Annotated in this window: 13 protein-coding genes; 4 read left to right on the top strand and 9 right to left on the bottom strand. The window is 62.4% G+C overall.

What is annotated here, in order from left to right:
* The first annotated feature begins 32 nt into the window (after positions 1 to 32).
* Positions 33 to 4,136 carry a bifunctional diguanylate cyclase/phosphodiesterase gene (locus ABIE49_RS15270; protein ID WP_192740321.1) on the top strand — a complete coding sequence of 1,368 codons (4,104 nt, stop codon included), beginning with the start codon at positions 33 to 35 and terminating at the stop codon, positions 4,134 to 4,136.
* Here the strand turns inward: ABIE49_RS15270 and ABIE49_RS15265 are convergent.
* The gene (locus ABIE49_RS15265) at positions 4,110 to 4,451 is read right to left on the bottom strand and encodes a hypothetical protein (RefSeq protein WP_192740320.1); all 342 of its coding nucleotides are present in this window, start codon (positions 4,449 to 4,451) and stop codon (positions 4,110 to 4,112) included. The two genes, ABIE49_RS15270 and ABIE49_RS15265, sit on opposite strands and share 27 nt — an antisense overlap.
* A gap of 315 nt (positions 4,452 to 4,766) precedes the next feature.
* Between ABIE49_RS15265 and ABIE49_RS15260 the strand changes: the two genes are divergently transcribed.
* Positions 4,767 to 5,717, top strand: coding sequence for a DUF6492 family protein (locus ABIE49_RS15260; RefSeq protein WP_354066835.1), 951 nt, complete (start codon positions 4,767 to 4,769; stop codon positions 5,715 to 5,717).
* A gap of 77 nt (positions 5,718 to 5,794) precedes the next feature.
* Here ABIE49_RS15260 and ABIE49_RS15255 read toward each other — a convergent pair whose 3' ends face one another.
* From ABIE49_RS15255 to ABIE49_RS15220, 8 genes are all read right to left on the bottom strand, one after another.
* Positions 5,795 to 6,262, bottom strand: coding sequence for a cupin domain-containing protein (locus ABIE49_RS15255; protein WP_210337552.1), 468 nt, complete (start codon positions 6,260 to 6,262; stop codon positions 5,795 to 5,797).
* Between the two features lie 75 nt (positions 6,263 to 6,337).
* A protein-coding gene (locus ABIE49_RS15250) for an IS630 family transposase (protein WP_502915856.1) occupies positions 6,338 to 7,277 on the bottom strand; the annotation gives its coding sequence in 2 pieces (ribosomal slippage) (positions 6,338 to 6,940 and positions 6,942 to 7,277; 939 coding nt in all).
* Positions 7,278 to 7,493: 216 nt separating this feature from the next.
* Complete coding sequence (galE, locus tag ABIE49_RS15245; RefSeq protein WP_192739000.1) at positions 7,494 to 8,504, bottom strand: UDP-glucose 4-epimerase GalE; 1,011 nt, start codon at positions 8,502 to 8,504, stop codon at positions 7,494 to 7,496.
* Positions 8,504 to 9,325 (bottom strand): WecB/TagA/CpsF family glycosyltransferase, encoded by an 822-nt coding sequence (locus tag ABIE49_RS15240; protein ID WP_192738999.1) that lies wholly within the window; start codon positions 9,323 to 9,325, stop codon positions 8,504 to 8,506. The genes galE and ABIE49_RS15240 overlap by 1 nt, the downstream gene beginning before the upstream one ends.
* Complete coding sequence (locus ABIE49_RS15235; RefSeq protein ID WP_192738998.1) at positions 9,318 to 11,606, bottom strand: GumC family protein; 2,289 nt, start codon at positions 11,604 to 11,606, stop codon at positions 9,318 to 9,320. The genes ABIE49_RS15240 and ABIE49_RS15235 overlap by 8 nt, the downstream gene beginning before the upstream one ends.
* Before the next feature lie 156 nt (positions 11,607 to 11,762).
* Entirely contained in the window at positions 11,763 to 12,515 is a 753-nt protein-coding gene (locus ABIE49_RS15230; protein ID WP_354066833.1) for a polysaccharide deacetylase family protein, read from the bottom strand.
* A gap of 2 nt (positions 12,516 to 12,517) precedes the next feature.
* Positions 12,518 to 13,324: a class I SAM-dependent methyltransferase gene (locus ABIE49_RS15225; RefSeq protein ID WP_192738997.1), complete on the bottom strand. Its 807-nt coding sequence runs from the start codon at positions 13,322 to 13,324 to the stop codon at positions 12,518 to 12,520.
* 6 nt (positions 13,325 to 13,330) lie between these two features.
* On the bottom strand, positions 13,331 to 14,770 hold the full coding sequence (locus ABIE49_RS15220; protein WP_192738996.1) for a lipopolysaccharide biosynthesis protein: 1,440 nt from the start codon (positions 14,768 to 14,770) through the stop codon (positions 13,331 to 13,333).
* Between the two features lie 513 nt (positions 14,771 to 15,283).
* On the opposite strand from ABIE49_RS15220, the gene ABIE49_RS15215 reads away from it, so the two are divergent.
* Positions 15,284 to 17,179: an acyltransferase family protein gene (locus ABIE49_RS15215; RefSeq protein WP_192738995.1), complete on the top strand. Its 1,896-nt coding sequence runs from the start codon at positions 15,284 to 15,286 to the stop codon at positions 17,177 to 17,179.
* Positions 17,166 to 18,155, top strand: a complete 990-nt coding sequence (locus ABIE49_RS15210; protein ID WP_192738994.1) for a glycoside hydrolase family 26 protein — start codon at positions 17,166 to 17,168, stop codon at positions 18,153 to 18,155. The genes ABIE49_RS15215 and ABIE49_RS15210 overlap by 14 nt, the downstream gene beginning before the upstream one ends.
* Positions 18,156 to 18,321 lie beyond the last annotated feature (166 nt).

Raw genomic sequence — 18,321 nt, 5'->3', positions numbered from 1 at the left:
GGCCCTTATTGTCTGCTGGGAGCTTGAGAGCCGTGAAGACCAGTATCGCGCGTACATTTGCAGCGTTGAATGCGACCAACGAAGCGATCCTGTACGCGAAATCGCCGGAAGAACTGTACGAAAAGGTCTGTGAAGCCGCTTTCTCCAGCGGGGACTTCCTGGCCACCGCCGTCTTCTTGCTGGACCCGGATACCAATCTGCTTCGGTTTGCGGCCGGCTTCGGCGAAGACACCGCAAGGCTGCGCGGCATCGACATTTCGATCCTGGCCGATGCGCCGGAGGGCTCGGGGGTTTGCGGTCAGGCCTTTCGCGATCAAAAGCTCTGCATCAGCAACGATTATCTCAACGACGCGCATTCGCTGGCCTGGCGCCAGGGCGCCGCTGCCGGACAGGTCGGCGCGGCCGCAGGGTTGCCGCTGACCTGCAACGGCCGCAGCATCGGCGTCTTCCTCGTCACGAGGCGCGAAGTCGGGTCGATCGACGCTCCGGTCGTCGCATTGCTCGAACGCATGTCGGCGAACATTTCATTCGCCCTCGACAATTTCGATCATGAAGCTGCGCGCAAGGATGGCGAGCGGACGATGCGGCGGCTGAATCGCATGTTCGGCGCCATCAGCGCGACCAACGAAGCGATTCTTCGCGCCAAGACCGAACAGGAGCTCTACCAGCGCGTTTGCGACGCCGCCGTTTACAGCGGAAAGTCGGTCGCGACGGTGGTCTTGCTGTCAGAGCCGGATTCGATCTGGCTGAAGCCTGCGGCCGGCACCGGCGAGAGCCTCGATCTGCTGACCCGGACGCGCTTCTCGATCGATGCCGACAATGACTACGGCAAGGGGGTTGCCGGTCAGGCGTTCCGGACGCAGCGGCTTTGCGTCAACCACGACATCTCGCTGGGTGGCCCGTGGCAGCAGGCCGGACGTGAGGCCGGCGTCGTTGCCTGCGTCGCCGTGCCCCTGATCAGGGCCGGGCAAAGCGTCGGTGTCGTGATGTTCTTTGTCGGCAAGGCATGGGCGGCGGATGAGGAGATCATCGCGCTGCTGGCGCGGATCGGGGAAAACGTCTCGTTCGCCCTCGAAAACTTTGAACGCGCCAACGCCAAGGCGAAAGCCGACGAACAGAAGGAGCGGTTGACGCGGATGTTCGCGGCGCTCAGCGCGACCAATGAAGCGATCATGCGGGCCAGGTCGCGCACCGAGATGTTCGAACTGGTATGCGCTGCCGCAGCACAGGGGGGCCGCTTCAATTCGACCAGCATCCTCCTCGTCAGGTCAGGCAGCGATTCCTTCAACATGGTCGCCTCGGCCGGGCCGACGGCGGAAAACGCCCGCCGTCTGAAGGTCTCGATCAGCGCGGCTGTTCCGGAAGGCCGCGGGGTCTGCGGGACGGCGTTCCGTTCCCGGCAGGCCTGCATCAACAACAATTTCCTGGCAGGCCCGCAAAACAATGCGTTTGATCAGGTGATTAATAACGACGGCGCCAAATCAGGCGCCGCATTTCCGCTGCTGGTCGAGCAACGGATCGTCGGCGTGATGCTGTTCATTTCCTCCCAGGCGGACACGTTCACCGCGGAGTTTGCCGAACTGCTGCAACGGCTGGCCGACAATGTGTCTTTTGCGCTCGAAAATTTCGATCGTGCCGACGAGAAGGCGAAGACCGAATTCCAGAAGGAGAGCCTGACACGCATGCTCGCGGCGCTCAGCGCGACCAATGAGGCGATCGTTCGGGCGGGATCACGCGACGAGCTGTATCAACTGGTTTGCGAGGCGGCGGCAACCGGCGGCAGGTTCACCTCCACCACCATCGCGCTGGCAAAGCCCGGCAGCGATTTCATGGCAATCGTGGCCGGTGCGGGTCCGACCGGCCAGAGCGCACGGCAGATCACGCTGTCGATCAATGAAGCGCATCCGGAAGGCCGCGGTGTTTGCGGGATCACGTTCCGCTCGGGCCAGGCCTGTATCTTCAACGACTATCTTACCGATCCGCGCGCCGCGGCATTTCACGCCAAGGCCCGCGAACTCGGCTCCAGATCAGCCGCCGGCTTTCCGCTCTTCGTGCGAGGGCGGGTGGTGGGCGTCATGCTCTACGTCTCCCTGCAAAGGGACGCGTTCACGCCTGAATTCACCGAACTCCTGCAGCGGCTCGCCGACAACGTGTCGTTCTCGCTGGAGACGTTCGAGCGCGCCGACGAGAAGGCGAAGACCGAGGAGCAGAAAGAACGCTTGACGCGCATGCTCGCGGCACTCAGCGCGACCAATGAAGCGATCGTGCGGGCGACGACCCGCGCTGAGTTGTTCGATCTGGTGTGCCAGGCCACCGCAAACGGCGGCAAGTTTACCGCCACTTCCATTGCGCTCACGAGAACCGACAGCGATTATCTGGACATTGTAGCGGCCGCCGGACCGACCGCTGCCAGTTCGCGCGAGGTGCGGGTGTCCGCCAATAAGGCCCTTCCGGAAGGACAAGGGTCCACAGGCATGGCGATCCGCTCGGGCAAGCCCTGCATCATCAACGACTACCTCGCCGACCCGCGTAGCCAGGTGTTCCATGCGCGCGCCCGCAGGGATGGGACCCGTGCGAGCGCAGCCTACCCGCTGCTGGTGCGCGGGCGGGTCGTTGGCGTCATGATCTTCGTTGCGATCGAGAAGGATACGTTCACGCCGGAATTCTCCGAACTGCTGCAGCGGCTCATCGACAATGTATCGCTGGCGCTGGAGAATTTTGACCGCGCCGACGAGAAGATGCGGGCGGACGAGCGGATCGAATATCTGGCCTCGCATGACAGCCTGACCAACCTTCCGAACCGCGAGATGTTCAACGGCATGCTGCGCCGGGCGATCGATGCCGCGGAGCGCTATCAGCGGTCATTTGCGGTGCTGTTCATCGATCTCGACAGGTTCAAGGTCATCAACGACTCGCTGGGCCATGACGCCGGCGACATGCTGCTGGTGGAAATCGGAGGCAGGCTGCGTAGCGCGCTGCGTTCGAGCGATGTGGTGGCGCGGCTCGGCGGCGACGAATTCGTCGTGATCCTGGAAGAGGCCGCCGAACCGCACGAGGTCGAACGCATCGCCGGCGGGCTCTTGTCCGTGTTGAGCCAGCCCTTGCAGCTCAGCGGGCATGAGTGCCACACCACGGCCTCGATCGGCATCGCGATGTATCCGTCTGACGGCGCCGACATGCAGACGCTGACCAAGAACGCCGACATGGCGATGTATCTTGCCAAGGAGGACGGCAAGAACAGCTTCCGCTTCTTCACCAGGGAGATCAAGGCGCAGTCGATCGAGCGTCTGACGCTGGAGAGCGCCCTGCGCCGCGCGCTGGAGCGTGATCAGTTTTCGCTGCACTACCAGCCGAAGGTCGATATGGCGAGCGGTCAGATCACCGGCGTCGAGGCGCTGTTGCGCTGGAACCATCCCGAACTCGGCCTGGTGTCGCCGGGGCAATTCATTCCGCTGGCGGAAGAGACCGGGCTGATCGTGCCGATCGGCCGCTGGGTACTGACGGAGGCCTGTGCGCAGAACATGGCCTGGCAACGCCGCGGACTGCGGCCGGTAACGATGGCCGTCAACCTGTCGCCGCGGCAGTTCGCCGACGCCAATCTGTTGCATGATGTCGACGAGGCGTTGCTGGCAAGCGGCATGTCGCCGGTGCTGCTGCAGCTCGAAGTTACCGAAAGCATGGTGATGCGCAACGTGTCGCGGGCGATCAAGCTGCTCGACGCGATCCAGAACCGCGGCATCCGGCTTGCAATCGACGATTTCGGCACCGGCTATTCGTCGATGTCGCTGATGAAGCAATTCCCGATCGACACCATCAAGATCGACCGTTCCTTCGTCCGCGATCTGCCTGTTGATTCAGAGGACCAGGCCATCACGCAGGCGATCATCAGCATGGGCAAGGCGCTGGGGATGACCGTCATCGCCGAGGGCGTCGAGACCATCGAGCAGCAGACGTTCCTGCGCAATCATGCCTGCGATGAAATGCAAGGCTTCCTGTTCAGCAAACCGCTGCCGCCGCAGCAGATGGCGGATATGCTTCGGACCGAGCCGCTGCTGGCCTCGCCGCCGCTGCAACCCGACGCCGGCGATGCGCGTGAACCGGCTTCGCCTTCAAGGCTGGAAAGCACTGTCGTCTGACGGCTGCGCATGCAAATCGCGCACGTCGGAATCCGTGGACCTCACCTTGCGCGAAAAGTCATAGGGCCAGGGCTGGATGACCTGGCCAGCCAGGGAATGGAACAGCACGCCGGCGCCGTCGGCGTAAGTCGCACCATCGGGTAAACCCAATCTGGCGCTCCAACGCGCCGGTAGCGCCTGGGCGATATCCCGCACCCCGACCGCCGGTCCCCACCACCAAGCCGGAGCGGGCGGCCGGTCATCCTCGGCGAGCGCCCGCCATCGCCCAAATTCGACGACAACGCGCTCAAATTGCAGTTTTGCCGCCGGATGCATCGGAAGGTCCCTTCTTGCCGATGATATCCGCATCTGCGGCCGGCGCAATGCGCGCCGGTTAACCATTCAATAACCATACCTTCACATAGGCAAAACCCCGCCGGAAATCAGGCATCGTTTTCACGGAATTGACCGTTGGAGTATCGCAGGCGTTCCAAGCTTTTGTCCCGGGGCATCCGGAGCCAGCTCGATCAGGCACTGTTTATCTTAACGGCGAAGCGTTGTTTGAAGCGCTCAAGCGATCCTTTATTGTAGCAATCTGATCGGGATCGATCTCGATCGCCGGTCGCTCAGGACATCATGACGGGAAGTGGCGTGACTAAAAGCGTAGCATTGATGACCCCGACCTATCGCGGCGACCTCGATCGCTTCGCATTGCTCTGCGAGAGTCTCGATCGGTTCGTCAGCGGATACGAACGGCATTACGTCATCGTCAATGACGATGACCTGCCGTACTTTGCCCGGTTCGAGAATAGCCGCCGCACCGTGCTGCCGAGTTCGCGCTTCCTGCCATCCTGGCTGAGGGCGTTGCCGCCTTTTGTTTCGCGCAAGGGGCGCAGGACGTGGTGGTCGTTCCGGTCGGGCCCGCTCCACGGCTGGCATATCCAGCAGCTTCTCAAGATCGCGGGCGCCTTGCACCTGCCGCATCAGCGCTATTGCATCGTCGATTCCGATAACACGTTCTTTCGTCCGTTCGATGTGGCCGCCTATGCCGGCGCGGACTTGACCCCGCTCTATGTCGACCGTCTGGCGATTCCGGCCGATAAGCCGTCGCATTCCGTCTGGGTTCGAAACAGCGACCGCCTGTTGGGCAGCAGCACCACCGCGTTCCCGGCCGACGATTACATCGGCAATGTGCTCGTCTGGGACAGATCGACCTTGCGGGACATGACCGCCACGATCGAAGCCGTCACCGGAATGCCGTGGGCGGTGGCGCTTGGCAAGACGCGCTCGTTTTCCGAATACATCCTCTATGGGTACTTTGTGAACCAGTCGCCGGCCCACAGGGCGACGCACCGAATGACCACGCAAAGCCTGGCGACTTCCTACTGGGAGCCGGACCAGCTGGACGAGAAGGCACTGCTCGCCATGGTCGACAGCTCGCCGCCTGACGTCGTCGCACTTTGCATCGAGTCGTTCTCGGCAACCCCGGTATCGCTTATTCGCAAGGTCGCGGGTTTATCGAATAACGACGCGCCGTTGCAGCCGCAAGGTCCCGCTTCGGCGCAAGGCGCGAATGCGGTCATGACCAGGGAAGCCGTCTGAACTCGTCGTTTCCGCTAAGAACGCCGGACACGTCCGCGAACGAAGTTAGTTGCTGGAATAGAATTGCAGCACTGCGGCTATTTCTCTTCCGCTCCAGTCGAGGTCGCCGGACCTTCGCCCATGATCAGCAGAACGGCATCTTCATCCTTGGCGCCGTCCCAATGCACTTGTTTGGCGAAATGCGTGACGAAACTGCCCGCAGGCATCGGCGTCGTGTTGGCGGGATCGAATTTCGGGCCTGAACCGACCCACCAGGTACCCTGCAGCACGACGATATAGCGGTCGTTGGGATGGAAATGCGGGCGGCTGAAATGATTGCCCTTGGTCCATCTATTGTAGACCATATAGAAGCCCGGCTTGCTCGGATCGCCGACGACGACGGCACTTTGCGCGCCCGCGGCATTGACCGGGCCCCACGGAATCTGGTCCGGCAATTTGTAAGTGACGGCGGCAGGATTGAGTTCAGCCGCGGAGGAGATGCTGAGCATCCCGGCGAGAGCCAGGGGCGTCACGAGGTATCGCCAAAGCCGGTTGGTCGCCGTCATGGCCTGCTCCCTTTTGTCATGCGTGAGCTGAAATGCGCTCATCTGTGTTGTCGTGGATGCTAAAGCGTGATGGCATTAAGTTCGATAGCCTGAATTTTTGAGGTAGTTGGCACATTCCTCTGAGGTGAAGGCATCGAGTGCGTAGCCGATTGCGGCGCAGACCGCGTCGACGGTTCGCGCGGCAGCTTTGCGGACCAGATGCTTGAGCTTGGCAAAGACCTGCTCGATCGGGTTCAGGTCAGGCGAGTATTTTGGCAGGAAGAAGAGTTTGGCGCCGACCGAACGGATGAGCTGGCGAACTGCTTTGCTCTTGTGGCTGCCGAGGTTATCCAAAACGACGATATCGCCGGGTCGAAGGATGGGCAGAAGAACCTTCTCGACATAGGTGCGAAAGCTCACGCCATCGATCGGCCCCTCGATAAACCATGGCGCATCGATCCGGTCATGGCGCAGGGCCGCCAGGAAGGTCATGGTCTTCCAGCGGCCGTGGGGAACCTTGGCGTGAAGCCTGCGCCCGCGCGGCGCCCATCCCCGCAAGGGAGCCATATCGGTCCGCGTCCAGGTCTCGTCGATGAAGACCAGTCGCTCAGCTTCGACGCGACCTTGATACTTTGTCCATTGGAGGCGCCGCCGCGCCACGTCGGGTCGATCGCGTTCGTCAGCCGCCACGCTTTTTTTTGAAGCTGAGCTTCTCGGCATGCACGAAGTCCCACACCGAGTGGTAGTCGACCTTCAGGCCGCGTCCGGCAAGCTCGGCAACGAGCCCTCGTATGGTGAAATCGCCGTCTTTGATCCGTTGCGACAGCCAAACCGCATGGTCTCCCGAAACTGCCTTCGGCTTATGACCACCCATCTGGCCCGGAGCAACGCTGCCAGTATCCTCGACCCGCTGCATCCAACCGATCGCTGTGCTGATCGCGACCCCAAACTGCTTGGCTGCCTGATTGCGGGACATCCCGCCCTCGATCGCGGACACGACACGCTTGCGAAGATCCAGAGAATAAGGCTTGCCCATCCATGCTGGCCTCCGTCCAGCCATCATGGTGAATCAGAAACCCACTGATTTGGGAATCCCAAATCGATTCAACCTAACCCCATCCCGCTTTAGCCGGTCTCGTTCCCAAGGGGCAAGCCGCGTGCCTGCATGTGTGACAGGCGAGAGCGGATGATCGCGGATATACAGGGCAGCCGGGGGCAATCCGGCTTAAACCGATCGCACGTCGATGCACACTCAGCCGTTTTTGAGCGGATGAGCCTTCCTATGCCAGGCCCAGGCGGTGCGGATGATGGTCGCTAGATCCGAATAGGCGGGGCGGAAGTGCAGCGTTTCGTGCGCGGCGGAAGCGTCCGCGACCAGATAGGTCGGGTCGCCGGCGCGACGTGGCTTGACGACGTGCGGGACTTCGCGCCCGGTCTCGCTCGCGATCGCCGCGAGGATCTCCCGCACCGAAAATCCCTTGCCGGTGCCGAGATTGAAGACGCCGCCGGAATGCCCTTCGAGCAAGAGCTTCAGCGCCAGCACATGGGCGGCGGCAAGGTCGGTGACATGGATGTAGTCGCGGATCGCGGTGCCGTCCGGCGTCGCGTAATCGTCGCCGAATACCGCGAAGTCCGGCACGTGTCCCTGCAGCGCCATCATCGCGCGCGGAATGAGATGGGTTTCCACTTCGCGCTGCTCGCCGATGCCGCCGGCGGGATCGGCGCCGCTGGCGTTGAAATAGCGCAGCGCGAACGATCCGAGCCCATAAGCCCCGCGATAATCGGATAGCACCCGCTCGATCATCCATTTCGAGGCGCCGTAGGGATTGATCGGCGCGCAGGGATAGTTTTCGGGCAGCGCCTTGCTGTCGGCGTTGCCGTAGACCGCGCCGGTCGAAGAGAACACCAGGCGGCTGCAGCCGGCCTCGCGCATCGCATCCAGCAGTGCCAGCGTGCCGGCGAGGTTGTTGACGTAGTATTTCCGCGGGTCGACGACGGATTCGCCGACCAGGCTGGACGCGGCGAAATGCATGACCGCGACGATGTCATGCTCGGCGAAGGCGCGCGCCAGCGTGGCCTTGTCGGCGATGTCGCCGGTAACCAGCGCGCCCGCGACGAAGCTGCGGTGGCCGGTCGAGAAATTGTCGTAGCAGACGGGGAGATAACCGGCCGCATCAAGCGCCCGGCAGCAATGCGAGCCGATATAGCCCGCGCCGCCCGTGACCAGGATGGCCGGACGATCGCTCGCCAGACCGGCGCCCATCAGTCCAGGGCCCGTTCGGTGGCCGAAGGCCGGCTCTTGTTGAACAGCAGATAGAGCGCGCGCGGATTGGTGGTGAAATAGCGCCAGAACAGCCGGCGCGGTTCCAGCCAGATGCGCCAGGCCCATTCGAGTCCGACCGCCTGCATCCAAGACGGTGCGCGAGCCCGGCTGCCCGACAGGAAGTTGAACAGTCCGCCAGAGGTCTTGATCACGCCGACCCTGAACAGGCGCGAGGTGTATTCCTCGACAAAGGCCTGCTCATAGGGAACCCCGAGCGCAAGCCAGAGGTAATCGGGTGCCAGCGCGTTGATTTCGTCGACCTTGGCCCGCAGCGCGTCGCCGCGGAGGAAGCCGTGCGAATGTCCGATGATCTTCAGGTCCGGATAGAGCCTGCGAACGTTGGCGACGGCGGCGGCGTTCTCCGCCTCATCGGCGCCGAACATGTAGAAGGTCAATCCGGCCGCCTGCGCCTTGCGGGCGACAACGTGGAACAGGTCGGTGGTCGCGACGCGCTCGGGCAGCGGCGTCGACGATTTCAACCGCGACACCGTCACGAGCGGCTGGCCGTCGGCATTGATCAGGTCGGCGGAGCGAAACAGCCGGTCGGTCATCGGTTCGGTGGAGCAGCGCGCCAGCACCTCGCCATTGGCCGAGGTCAGATAAAGCGGGCGAGCGAGCCGGCGTTGCGGGAACACCATCTCGATCATGAAGTCCGCGGTCTGCTCGAGGTCGAGCACGGCAAGCCGCAGCCCGCCCAGTGTGATTCGGGGAACGCCGGCAGTAACGGCTCTGCCGAGGGGGTTTAAGCGACGCTCACGCATACTGTTTGTCTCGCTGACGGTTGACGGCCGTGGGGGTGAGTTCGTTGATGACGACACCGACCAGCTTGCGCTCGGTCTCGCCGAGCGCGGTGATGATGTCTTCCATGCTCTCGTTGATGTCGAGCTTGACTGGCAGGATCGCGACCAGCCCATCGGTGGCATCGAACAGCGCGTGGTCGGCAGGGCTCCACGGCATGGCGGGCCCGTCGAGGACCACCAGATCGTAGTCGCCGCCGATGCGCGCCTGCGCAATCGCCTTCCGGATGGTGTCGCTTGCCTTGGTATCCGAGGCCTTGAGGGCCGGCAGGATCGAAATTCCGTTCGCACTCTTGATGGCGCGCGCAGCCTTGACGCCAATATTGAGCCAGCCGAGACGGCCGGTCTCTTCCTTAGCCAGGTGAGCCACCTTGTTCGACAGCGTATGGGTCTTCTGATCGGCGTCGATCATCAGCACCCTGGCGCCATCGCGGGCGGCCGAGAGCGCGACGTTGAGGGCGGCAATGCTGCGGTCCTCGCCATTGCCGGCGCCGATCACGGCCAGGACGGACGCGGTGTCCTTGGCCGCGCGCGTCGCCAGTGCGGTCCGAATTTCGCGCATGGTGTTGAGGAACGTCATCAGCGGGAAACCGGCGCGGAGCGTCGGCCAGCCGAGCCTGACGACATCGAGGGTGCCGCCCGTCGCCAGGATTCCGCCGAGGGTGCGCACGACGTCCGATTCCTGGAGCCGGGTGATCGACGGCTTCGCGATCAGGCTGACGGCGGGCTGCGGGGTGGCGGACGGTTGCCTCGTGGCCGCAGGCGTCCGATTTTGCGCGGCGGATGAGGCCGGTGTATCGGGTCGAACCGGGTTGGCGCCAGGCGTCAACCGCTCGACGGCGATGATCCAGGCCGCCGAGGCGAGCCCGCCCAGCATAAAGCCGATCATGGCGAACAAGGCCATCCCCGGCGGGAAGGTGCGCCGCTGCGGGACGGTGGCATCGCCGATGATGCGGGCGCTCGAGGTGTTCAGGGTTTCCTGCTCTTCGGTCTCGCGCGAGCGCTTGAGGAACGACTGGTAGACGTCGCGGCTGGCTTCCACGTCGCGTTCGAGTTCGCGCAGCCGGACCGCGGCCTGGCTCATCTGCACGCTCTGGCGCTTCTGGGTTTCGAGCGCCTTGTTCAGCGATGCCTCGTAATCCCGGGCGCGGGTCAGGTCATTCTTCGCCGCCTGCAGAAAGCGATCGGTTTCCTCGCCGATGGTCCGGCGTAGATCCTCGACCTGCTTCTCCATCTGGCGCAAGGCGGGATGGCGCGGCCCCAACTCGCTCTGCAATTCGGCCTGGCGCTTCCTGGCTTCGGCATATTGCGAACGCAGATTGGCGATGGTCGGCGATTGCAGCGCTTCGGGAATGGCGCCGGCGTCTGCCGACGTCTTGCGGCTGGCTGCGATCTGATCGTACTTGGCCTGCGCGTCGAGCGTCAGCGCCCGCGCGGCGGCAAGCCGCTGGTTGCTGGCGGAGAGCTGCTGGTCGCTGATCAGGGTGTCCTGGGTGCCGACGAAATTGTTCTGCGCCTTGTAGACCGCGAGCGCATTTTCGGCGTTGCGTAGCCGTTCCTGCAATTCCGTCAGCCGGCTGGAAAGGTCGCTGGTGGCGCGCCGGACCCTCGCGGCCTGCGATTGCGTGGTTTCGGCCAAATAGGCCTTGGCGATCGCATTTGAGAGCATCGCCGCTTTCGCCGGGTCAATCGACCAGACGTCGATGTCGACGATGAAGGTCTTGTCGGTCTTCTTCACATTGATGTGGCGGATCAGGGTTTCCAGCGTCGCCATCTCAACGAGCTTCCGCTGCTCGGCGGTCGGGCGCAGATCGATTCCGAACAGGCCAAGCAGCGTACCGAACAGGCTCTTGCCGTCGCCGCCGCCGAATTCGGGGTCCCTCTCGAGATGGGTCTCGCGGATCACTTGCAACAGCACGTTGTTCGAGGTGATCACGCGCCCCTGGCTCTCGACCACCATCGCGAGGCCGGACAGGTCCGGGGCGCGCGGCGTGAGTTCGCGATCGACCAGCTGCAATTCGCGGGGATCGACGTAAAGCTGGGCCGTTGCGGTATATTTCGGTGTCAGGCTCTTGCCGATCGCCACCGCGACGCAGGCGCAGAGCAGCGCCGCCGAGGCGATCGCAATCTTCCGCCGCCACAGCAGCTGAACCAGATCGAGCACGCTGAAGCCACCCAATGCCGGCATTGCGGCGTGCCGGGGGTCAGGCTTGGCCTGGTTTATCGGCTCGTCATAGATAAGCATCGACCCCAGCTTCCATTCCAACTGCCGCAGACATCGGCTGAGGGGTTACTCTTCGCTTTACGCCACGCGCGCGGGACTTCAACGCGCCAAAAACGCAACAGGGAAAATTAACCATACTCATTGAGGGACTATTCACCGAAATGGCAAACAAAGCGTTTATGCGCGGGCGCATCGCAATGCCTCCGCCATGGTCATAGCCGGGATTTTCCGGCGCGCCGCCGCCTCGAGGGCGTGGTTGAGCAGTGCTGGCGAGCAGCCCCAGGGGCTCGGCTGTTCAGCGACGTCGTGGCCGTAGAAAATTAACCATCCGTTATTGGTTTCGGCCTCGTCGAACATGCGTTCGATCCCGGCGCGGTCCATCTGGCCGTCGATCAGCGGCACGGCGCGAAGAAGCTGTAAATCGACTGTGCCGCTGTTGATGCCAGGTTCGATGCTGCGGCAGGTCTGGAACTGATCCTTGAGCTGGTTCTTCCGTCCAACCGATCCTAGTCCGTAAGGATAGGCAAAAGTCTCGGTTTCGATCGAGGCGTCCAGCGCGCGGAGGTAGCCGCGGTTTCGCATGATTTCGTTGGCAAGGGCGGCCACGTCGAGATCGCTGGCGCGCCGGTGCGAGAATGTATGACAGCCGATTTCGTGGCCACGGCGATGCAGGGAAAGCAGGTCGTCCGCGTCGCCCGTCGGCCATTCCCGCGTTTCGCCGCCAATCAGGCCTCCCGATACATAGAAGGTGCCCCGCGCGCCGTGTGTTTCGAGCAGATCCGCGCCGGTCGTAGCCGCGCTTTTCGGCAGATCGTCAAAGGTAAAGCTGACCATCGGCGTGGCATTGCGCATCTGGAAGGAATTGGCGTGCAGGTGCATCGCCAGCCGGTGGCTGACCTTCGCTTTCGCCTCTGAGAACATCGCGTTCATTCTCAGCGCTTCCTCAAGATCACGTGGTAGTCGCCGTGCCGCACGTCGGTCTTGCCGGGCAGGAAGACGTTCAGCACCTTGGCGGCCGCGTCGATCAGGCTCGCGAACAGCGGCTTGCGCCGGCGCATCTCCGGATAGCGCGGGCTCTCATACTGCTTGCAATAGATCATCTGCAGCCCGTGCCTGTCGGCGAAGGCTTCCAGGTTCGCCAGCGTGACAAGCGGATGAAAATGAGTCGGGAACGGCGCGCAGCCGGGCAGGCCGGCGTTCTCATCGCCGCGGATATGGCGGTAGAACCAGACGTGGAACCAGTGCGGCGAATATTTGGTGACGACGCCGGACAGCGACCTTGGATTCGGCGCGCCGATCAGGATCAATCCGTTGTCCTTTAGCGCCTGGCAGAAGCCAAGCAGCGCAGCTTCCACGTCGGGCACATGCTCGATCACGTTGTAGCAGATCACGAGATCGAAACTGCCGGGCGCGAAGCGATGGGTCTGGATGTCGCCGAGGATCGTCTCCTGCGCGTAATCATTGTTGCGGATCTGGTCTTCGTCGATATCGACCACGGTGACGTGGGCGCGCTTCAGCACGCTAAGCGGCAGGAAGCTGGTCGAGCCGCCGCCGGCTTCATAAATTTTAAGGTCGGTCGCGGGCAATTTCGCTTCGAGAATGCTGTGAACGGTCAAGAGGCTCTGACGGGCCTCGCCGGGCGGCAGGTCGAGCAGCGACTGCGGATGCAGCGCGGCCGGCTTGTCGGCGGCGTCAGTGAAAGCCGAATGAAGGGGATTGAGGGCAAATGTCTTGGTCATTTGTTCTTATCCGTTGATGTTTGCGAATTTGGCCCGGAACATCGCGAAGCCGGTTTTCAGGCGGCCGCGAATCCGGGAGATGTCGAACAACCAGCACAGGGCCGCGTAGGTGATGAGTCCGGCGCTGGCCAGCACGGCGCAGGCGGTCAGATCGGCGACATGCAGGTTTCTGTCGAGCGCAGCGACGGCTAGCGCCATGACCAGTCCGGCGATCATGATCAGCGCCAGCCGGCCGAGCGGCAGCGGGACCTTGAATGCAAAGCGGCTGAGGACCAGCGCGCAGGAAAACCCGACTACGTCGGCGCCGAGCCGCGCCCAGGCCGCGCCGACCGTGCCGTAATGGCTGACCAGGACGTAGGACAGGATCACGTTTGCCGCGATGATCGAGGCGGTATTGATCAGATAGAACGAGTTGCGTCCGGAGAGCAGGAAGCTGGCATGCAGGTATTGCTGGGTCAGGATCTGGAAGACCACGGCTACCGCGATGATCGGCATGGTCTGCGCCGCCAGCTCGCGAAAATCCGGCCCGAGAATGATATTGGCGACATGGGCGGAAATGACGGCAAAGCCGAGGCAGGCCGGCAGCGTGATGCTGAGCAGCAACTCGACACAATCGGACAGATGCGATCGCACCGCGGCGTCGCCCTTGCTGGCGTGAATTTGCACCGCCATCGGGAAGAACGCCGCGGCGGCGCTCATGGCCGGCATCATCAGGGTCTGCCGGACCAGATCGAGCGCGGCGACATATTTGCCGGCATCCGCTGCGCCGACCAGATTGGCGATCATGAAGCGATCGGTGACGCTGGAAATCGCGAGCAGGGTAAGTGAAAGGGTGAGGGGCAGGCCGGTCTTCGCCAGCGCCACAAGGCCGGTGCCGTCGAATTTGACCTTGGTGCCGCGCCAGGCAGTGCGCGACTGGACCAGCACCGCAAGCAGGTAGGCGAGCGCGGACGACAGCAGCAGCAGGAAGCCAGACGGGCTGACAAGTGCTACGACAGCACCGAGGCCGAGCACAGCAACGGCGCGGACCAGCGTGGCCTTCATGACTGAAAGTGCCATCAGCCGGGCGCGAACCAGGTCCTGGGTCAGTTCGAACAGCCCGATCGCGACGGAAAGCACCACCGCCGCCAGCGCCGCGTTCGTATCCAGTCCAACCAGCCGTCCCAGGACGTAGGCGATCGGCGCGGTGAGACAGCAGATCAGGTAACCCGAGATCACGCGGCCGCGCACGTCGGGACCATCGTCGCGGGCGTGTCCACTCAGAATGAGATTACGAAACCAGCCGACGAGGAAAACGCTGATGACGGACGCAAAGCCGATTCCCAGCAGATAGACGCCATAATCATGCGGCGAGAACAGCCGCGTGAAAATGAACACGCTCAATAGCCCCAGCAACGCCGAGAGGATATTGGCGGTCAGATTGATGCTGGCTTGCCCAATCAGCATGGCGCTGCGAGCCCCGCGGGATTGCCCGTGACTCCGCGCCCGAGCATGGCGTCGCACGACGCTACTCGGTTGATGTCGGAAATTTCGCTGGCGATGACGTTCAAGGCGGGCACTTTCTGGACGCGGAATCCCTTTGCCAGACCATTGAGCAAGATCGGTGCCGAACGGTTCCGCTAACGGTCGCGGCGATCCGGTGTGGTTAATTCTGCGTTCGGTTCACCGTCGAAAGCGGGTTAACCGCTCGCGGTAACCACGATGCCAGCGCAATTCGTGCGCGAAGCGGCGGTTTTGCGGAGTTGCCCGGATATTGCAGAGCACGATTCCGCTTCGCCGATGTTCATCGCCATGAGTGCTCCCCATGACAGATTGCGCGCCATTCCAATCCAATTTCGCTGCGCCCGGTGAGGTCGCGGTGGCTTCAACCCGTTTCGGCACACCTTTGCTGTCCAAAGTGTCCGCTTTTGAAACGGTGAAGACCGGACTCGGCCGCGGCAGTGTCGCGAGGGCTCAGCAATGAAGTACCGCGCGGATATCGACGGGCTGCGGGCCCTCGCTGTGGTTCCGGTGGTTCTTTACCATGTCGGTGTACCCGGATTCGCGGGCGGCTTCGTCGGCGTCGACATCTTCTTTGTCATCTCGGGTTATCTGATCTGCGGCATGATCGATGCGGATATCCGCAACGGATCGTTCTCGCTCGGAAATTTCTACAAGCGCCGGATCCTGCGCATCCTCCCCGCGCTGTTCGTGATGTTCCTGGTGACGAGCGTCTTCGCCTATATCTATTTGCTGCCGGCCGAACTGATCGGCTATTCAAAGAGCCTTGCCAGCGCCATCGGCTCAGTCTCCAATGCCTATTTTGCGCAGACCGCCGGATATTTCGATGCGCCGGCCGAAACAAAGCCTCTGCTACATACCTGGTCGCTTAGCGTGGAGGAGCAGTTCTACTTCATCGCGCCGTTGTTGATGCTTTTTGTCTATCGCTGGGTCCCGAAGCACGCCAAATTCTTGTTCGCGGTTGTCGCTGCGCTCTCGTTAGCGGCTGCCATCGCCATGAGTACGAGAAATCTCACCTTTACATTCTATCTCACGCCGTTCCGCGCCTGGGAGCTGGCGCTGGGTGCGATGCTGGCCGTCAAATTCATTCCGGTGCCGGAAACCACATTCGGGAAGAACATTTGTGGCGGAGCGGGGCTGCTGCTGCTGCTCGGCGTGATCCTGCTTGGATCGGCATCAGCGCCGCTTCTCTTGATGACGTCATTGGCCTGCCTCGGCGCGGCGCTGGTGATCGCGTCCAGCGAAAGCGGGGTATCGATGGCCGGACGATTGCTGTCGCTGCCGCCATTCGTCGCCATCGGGCTGATATCCTATTCGCTCTATTTGTGGCACTGGCCGCTGATCGTGTTCCAGCGCACCGACATGGTGTTCGGCGCGGAATCGGCGGCATCGACCACGCTGACGTTGATCACGCTGTCGGTGGGGCTCGCCTATCTGTCGTGGAAGCTGGTCGAACTGCCGTTCCGTTCGATGGCGCGGGAGACATCGAAGGTTGCCGTCTTCGGCGCCGCGTCAGCCGCGATCGGCTCAACGTTTGCACTGTGCGCATTGGTGTTCGTCGCTAGTGGCGCGCCGTACCGTTTTCCGCAACGAGTCGTCGATATCGGCGCCTATCTTGCCTACGATTCGTCCGCCGCGTTCCGGACCGGACGCTGCTTCATATCGGCCAACCGCCAGCGGTTCGACGCCGAGACTTGCCTGAAGCTGGATCCGGCGCGGCCGAACTATCTGCTCATTGGCGACAGCCATGCCGCGCACCTCTGGTCCGGGCTGTCGGTCGCCATGCCGCAGGTGAACATCATGCAGGCAACTGTCAGCCAATGCCGTCCGGCTGTTCCGGCGGGGGCGCTGGTCGAAATGAAAGCCTGTCGCGATTTGATGGAACTCGCGTTCAACGATTTCCTCGTCAACAACCATGTCGACAAGGTGATTCTCTCCGCGTCATGGAAGGATGAAGACCTGCCTAGCCTGTCGTCTACGCTGGATACCCTGAAATCCAGAGGGATCGATGTCATCGTGCTTGGACCGATCGTCGAATACGATGCCCCTCTGCCGCGACTCCTGATCGACGGGATTCTCCGCGACCATCCTTCGCTTGCAAGCACAAAACGCACACCCGGAATCCGGGAGCGCGATCTTGCGATGAGCGCCCTGGTAAAGGCTCGCGGCGCGACCTATGCGTCGGTCTACGATGCAGTCTGCCGGGACGGTCGTTGCGATGAATTTGTCGAGGCCGATATTCCCTTGCAGTTCGACGCGGGCCATCTCACCGACAAGGGCGCAGCCGAGGTCGGCCGGAGGCTGTCTCGTACCTTCGGCAACAAATTGACGAGGACGTCTAATGTTTCGAACTGACCGCCCCGCGCCTCGCCGCCGGGTGGGCCTCAGGCGCCTGGTATTTTTCCTGGTGGCGTTCGTGTTGAGCCTGCTGTTGCTCGCCCGCGTCGACACCAACGCGGCCCCGCGCGTCAATTCCAGTCCTGCAAAGTTCGCCGGAGCCTTCGTCGATTGGGGTCCCGTTGGGCGCGAGCGCACGCTGCAGGCCTGGGAGAAATGGTTGAAGCAGCCGCCATCGTCGGTGGTCGGCGTGGATTTCTACGGCCAGGCGAACTGGGAAGATTTCCACAAGTTGACCTGGGTTCCCGGCATCTGGAAGAAGCTCAACCCGTCGCGGAATGTCGTCTGGTCGGTGCCGCTGACCGTTCCGGGGACGCCGCTCGCCGACGTCGCCAATGGCTTGCACGACGGTGAGTTCGAGGCGGCGGCGCGTGCGATCGCGGAAGCGCAGCCGAGGGCGATCATCCGTCTCGGCTGGGAGATGAATCTGTCGCAGATGGCGTGGTTCGCCAAGGATCATGACGCCGACTACATCGCGGCGTTCAGGCGCGTGGTCGGAATCTTCCGGCGCCACTCCAGCGAGTTCAAATATGATTGGTGTCCGGGATGGGGAACGCAGGATACGCCGGCCGACCTCGCCTATCCCGGTGACGATGTCGTCGACTACATCGGCCTGGATATCTACGATTTCAAGCATGAGGGCTCGCCGGAAGAGCGTTGGAACGCCTTCTATCTCAAAGCGCCGTTCGGTCTGGAATGGCACCGCGACTTTGCCGCCAAACATGGCAAGCAGATGAGCTATCCCGAATGGGGCGTCGGCAATTTCGGCGACAATCCATACTTCATTCAGCAGATGCATGACTGGTTCGTGAAGAACAGGAACAACATCGCCTACGCCGCCTATTTCGACGTCGACGGATTGTGGCCCACGCGGATCTCCAACGGGCAGTTTCCCAAATCCCAGAAGCTGTTCGGAAAGCTGTTCAGCCGCTGAGCGAGGGGCCTGAACCTGATTTAATTCAAACTTAACCCCGTCCATTAACCGTCGGGAACAATTCGCCACCACCAGGCATCCTGTCGGACCGGATATTGCAGCAATGCTCTTGTATCGTCTGGACCCATAGCAAACGTCATGCGCCAGAGTTTGAACGGATTGCCCG

It is taken from the genome of Bradyrhizobium sp. OAE829, from assembly GCF_040546575.1.
Classification (GTDB): Bacteria; Pseudomonadota; Alphaproteobacteria; order Rhizobiales; family Xanthobacteraceae; genus Bradyrhizobium.
Note: the sequence above shows the minus strand (reverse complement) of the source record. Positions and strands in the feature narration are given on the sequence as shown.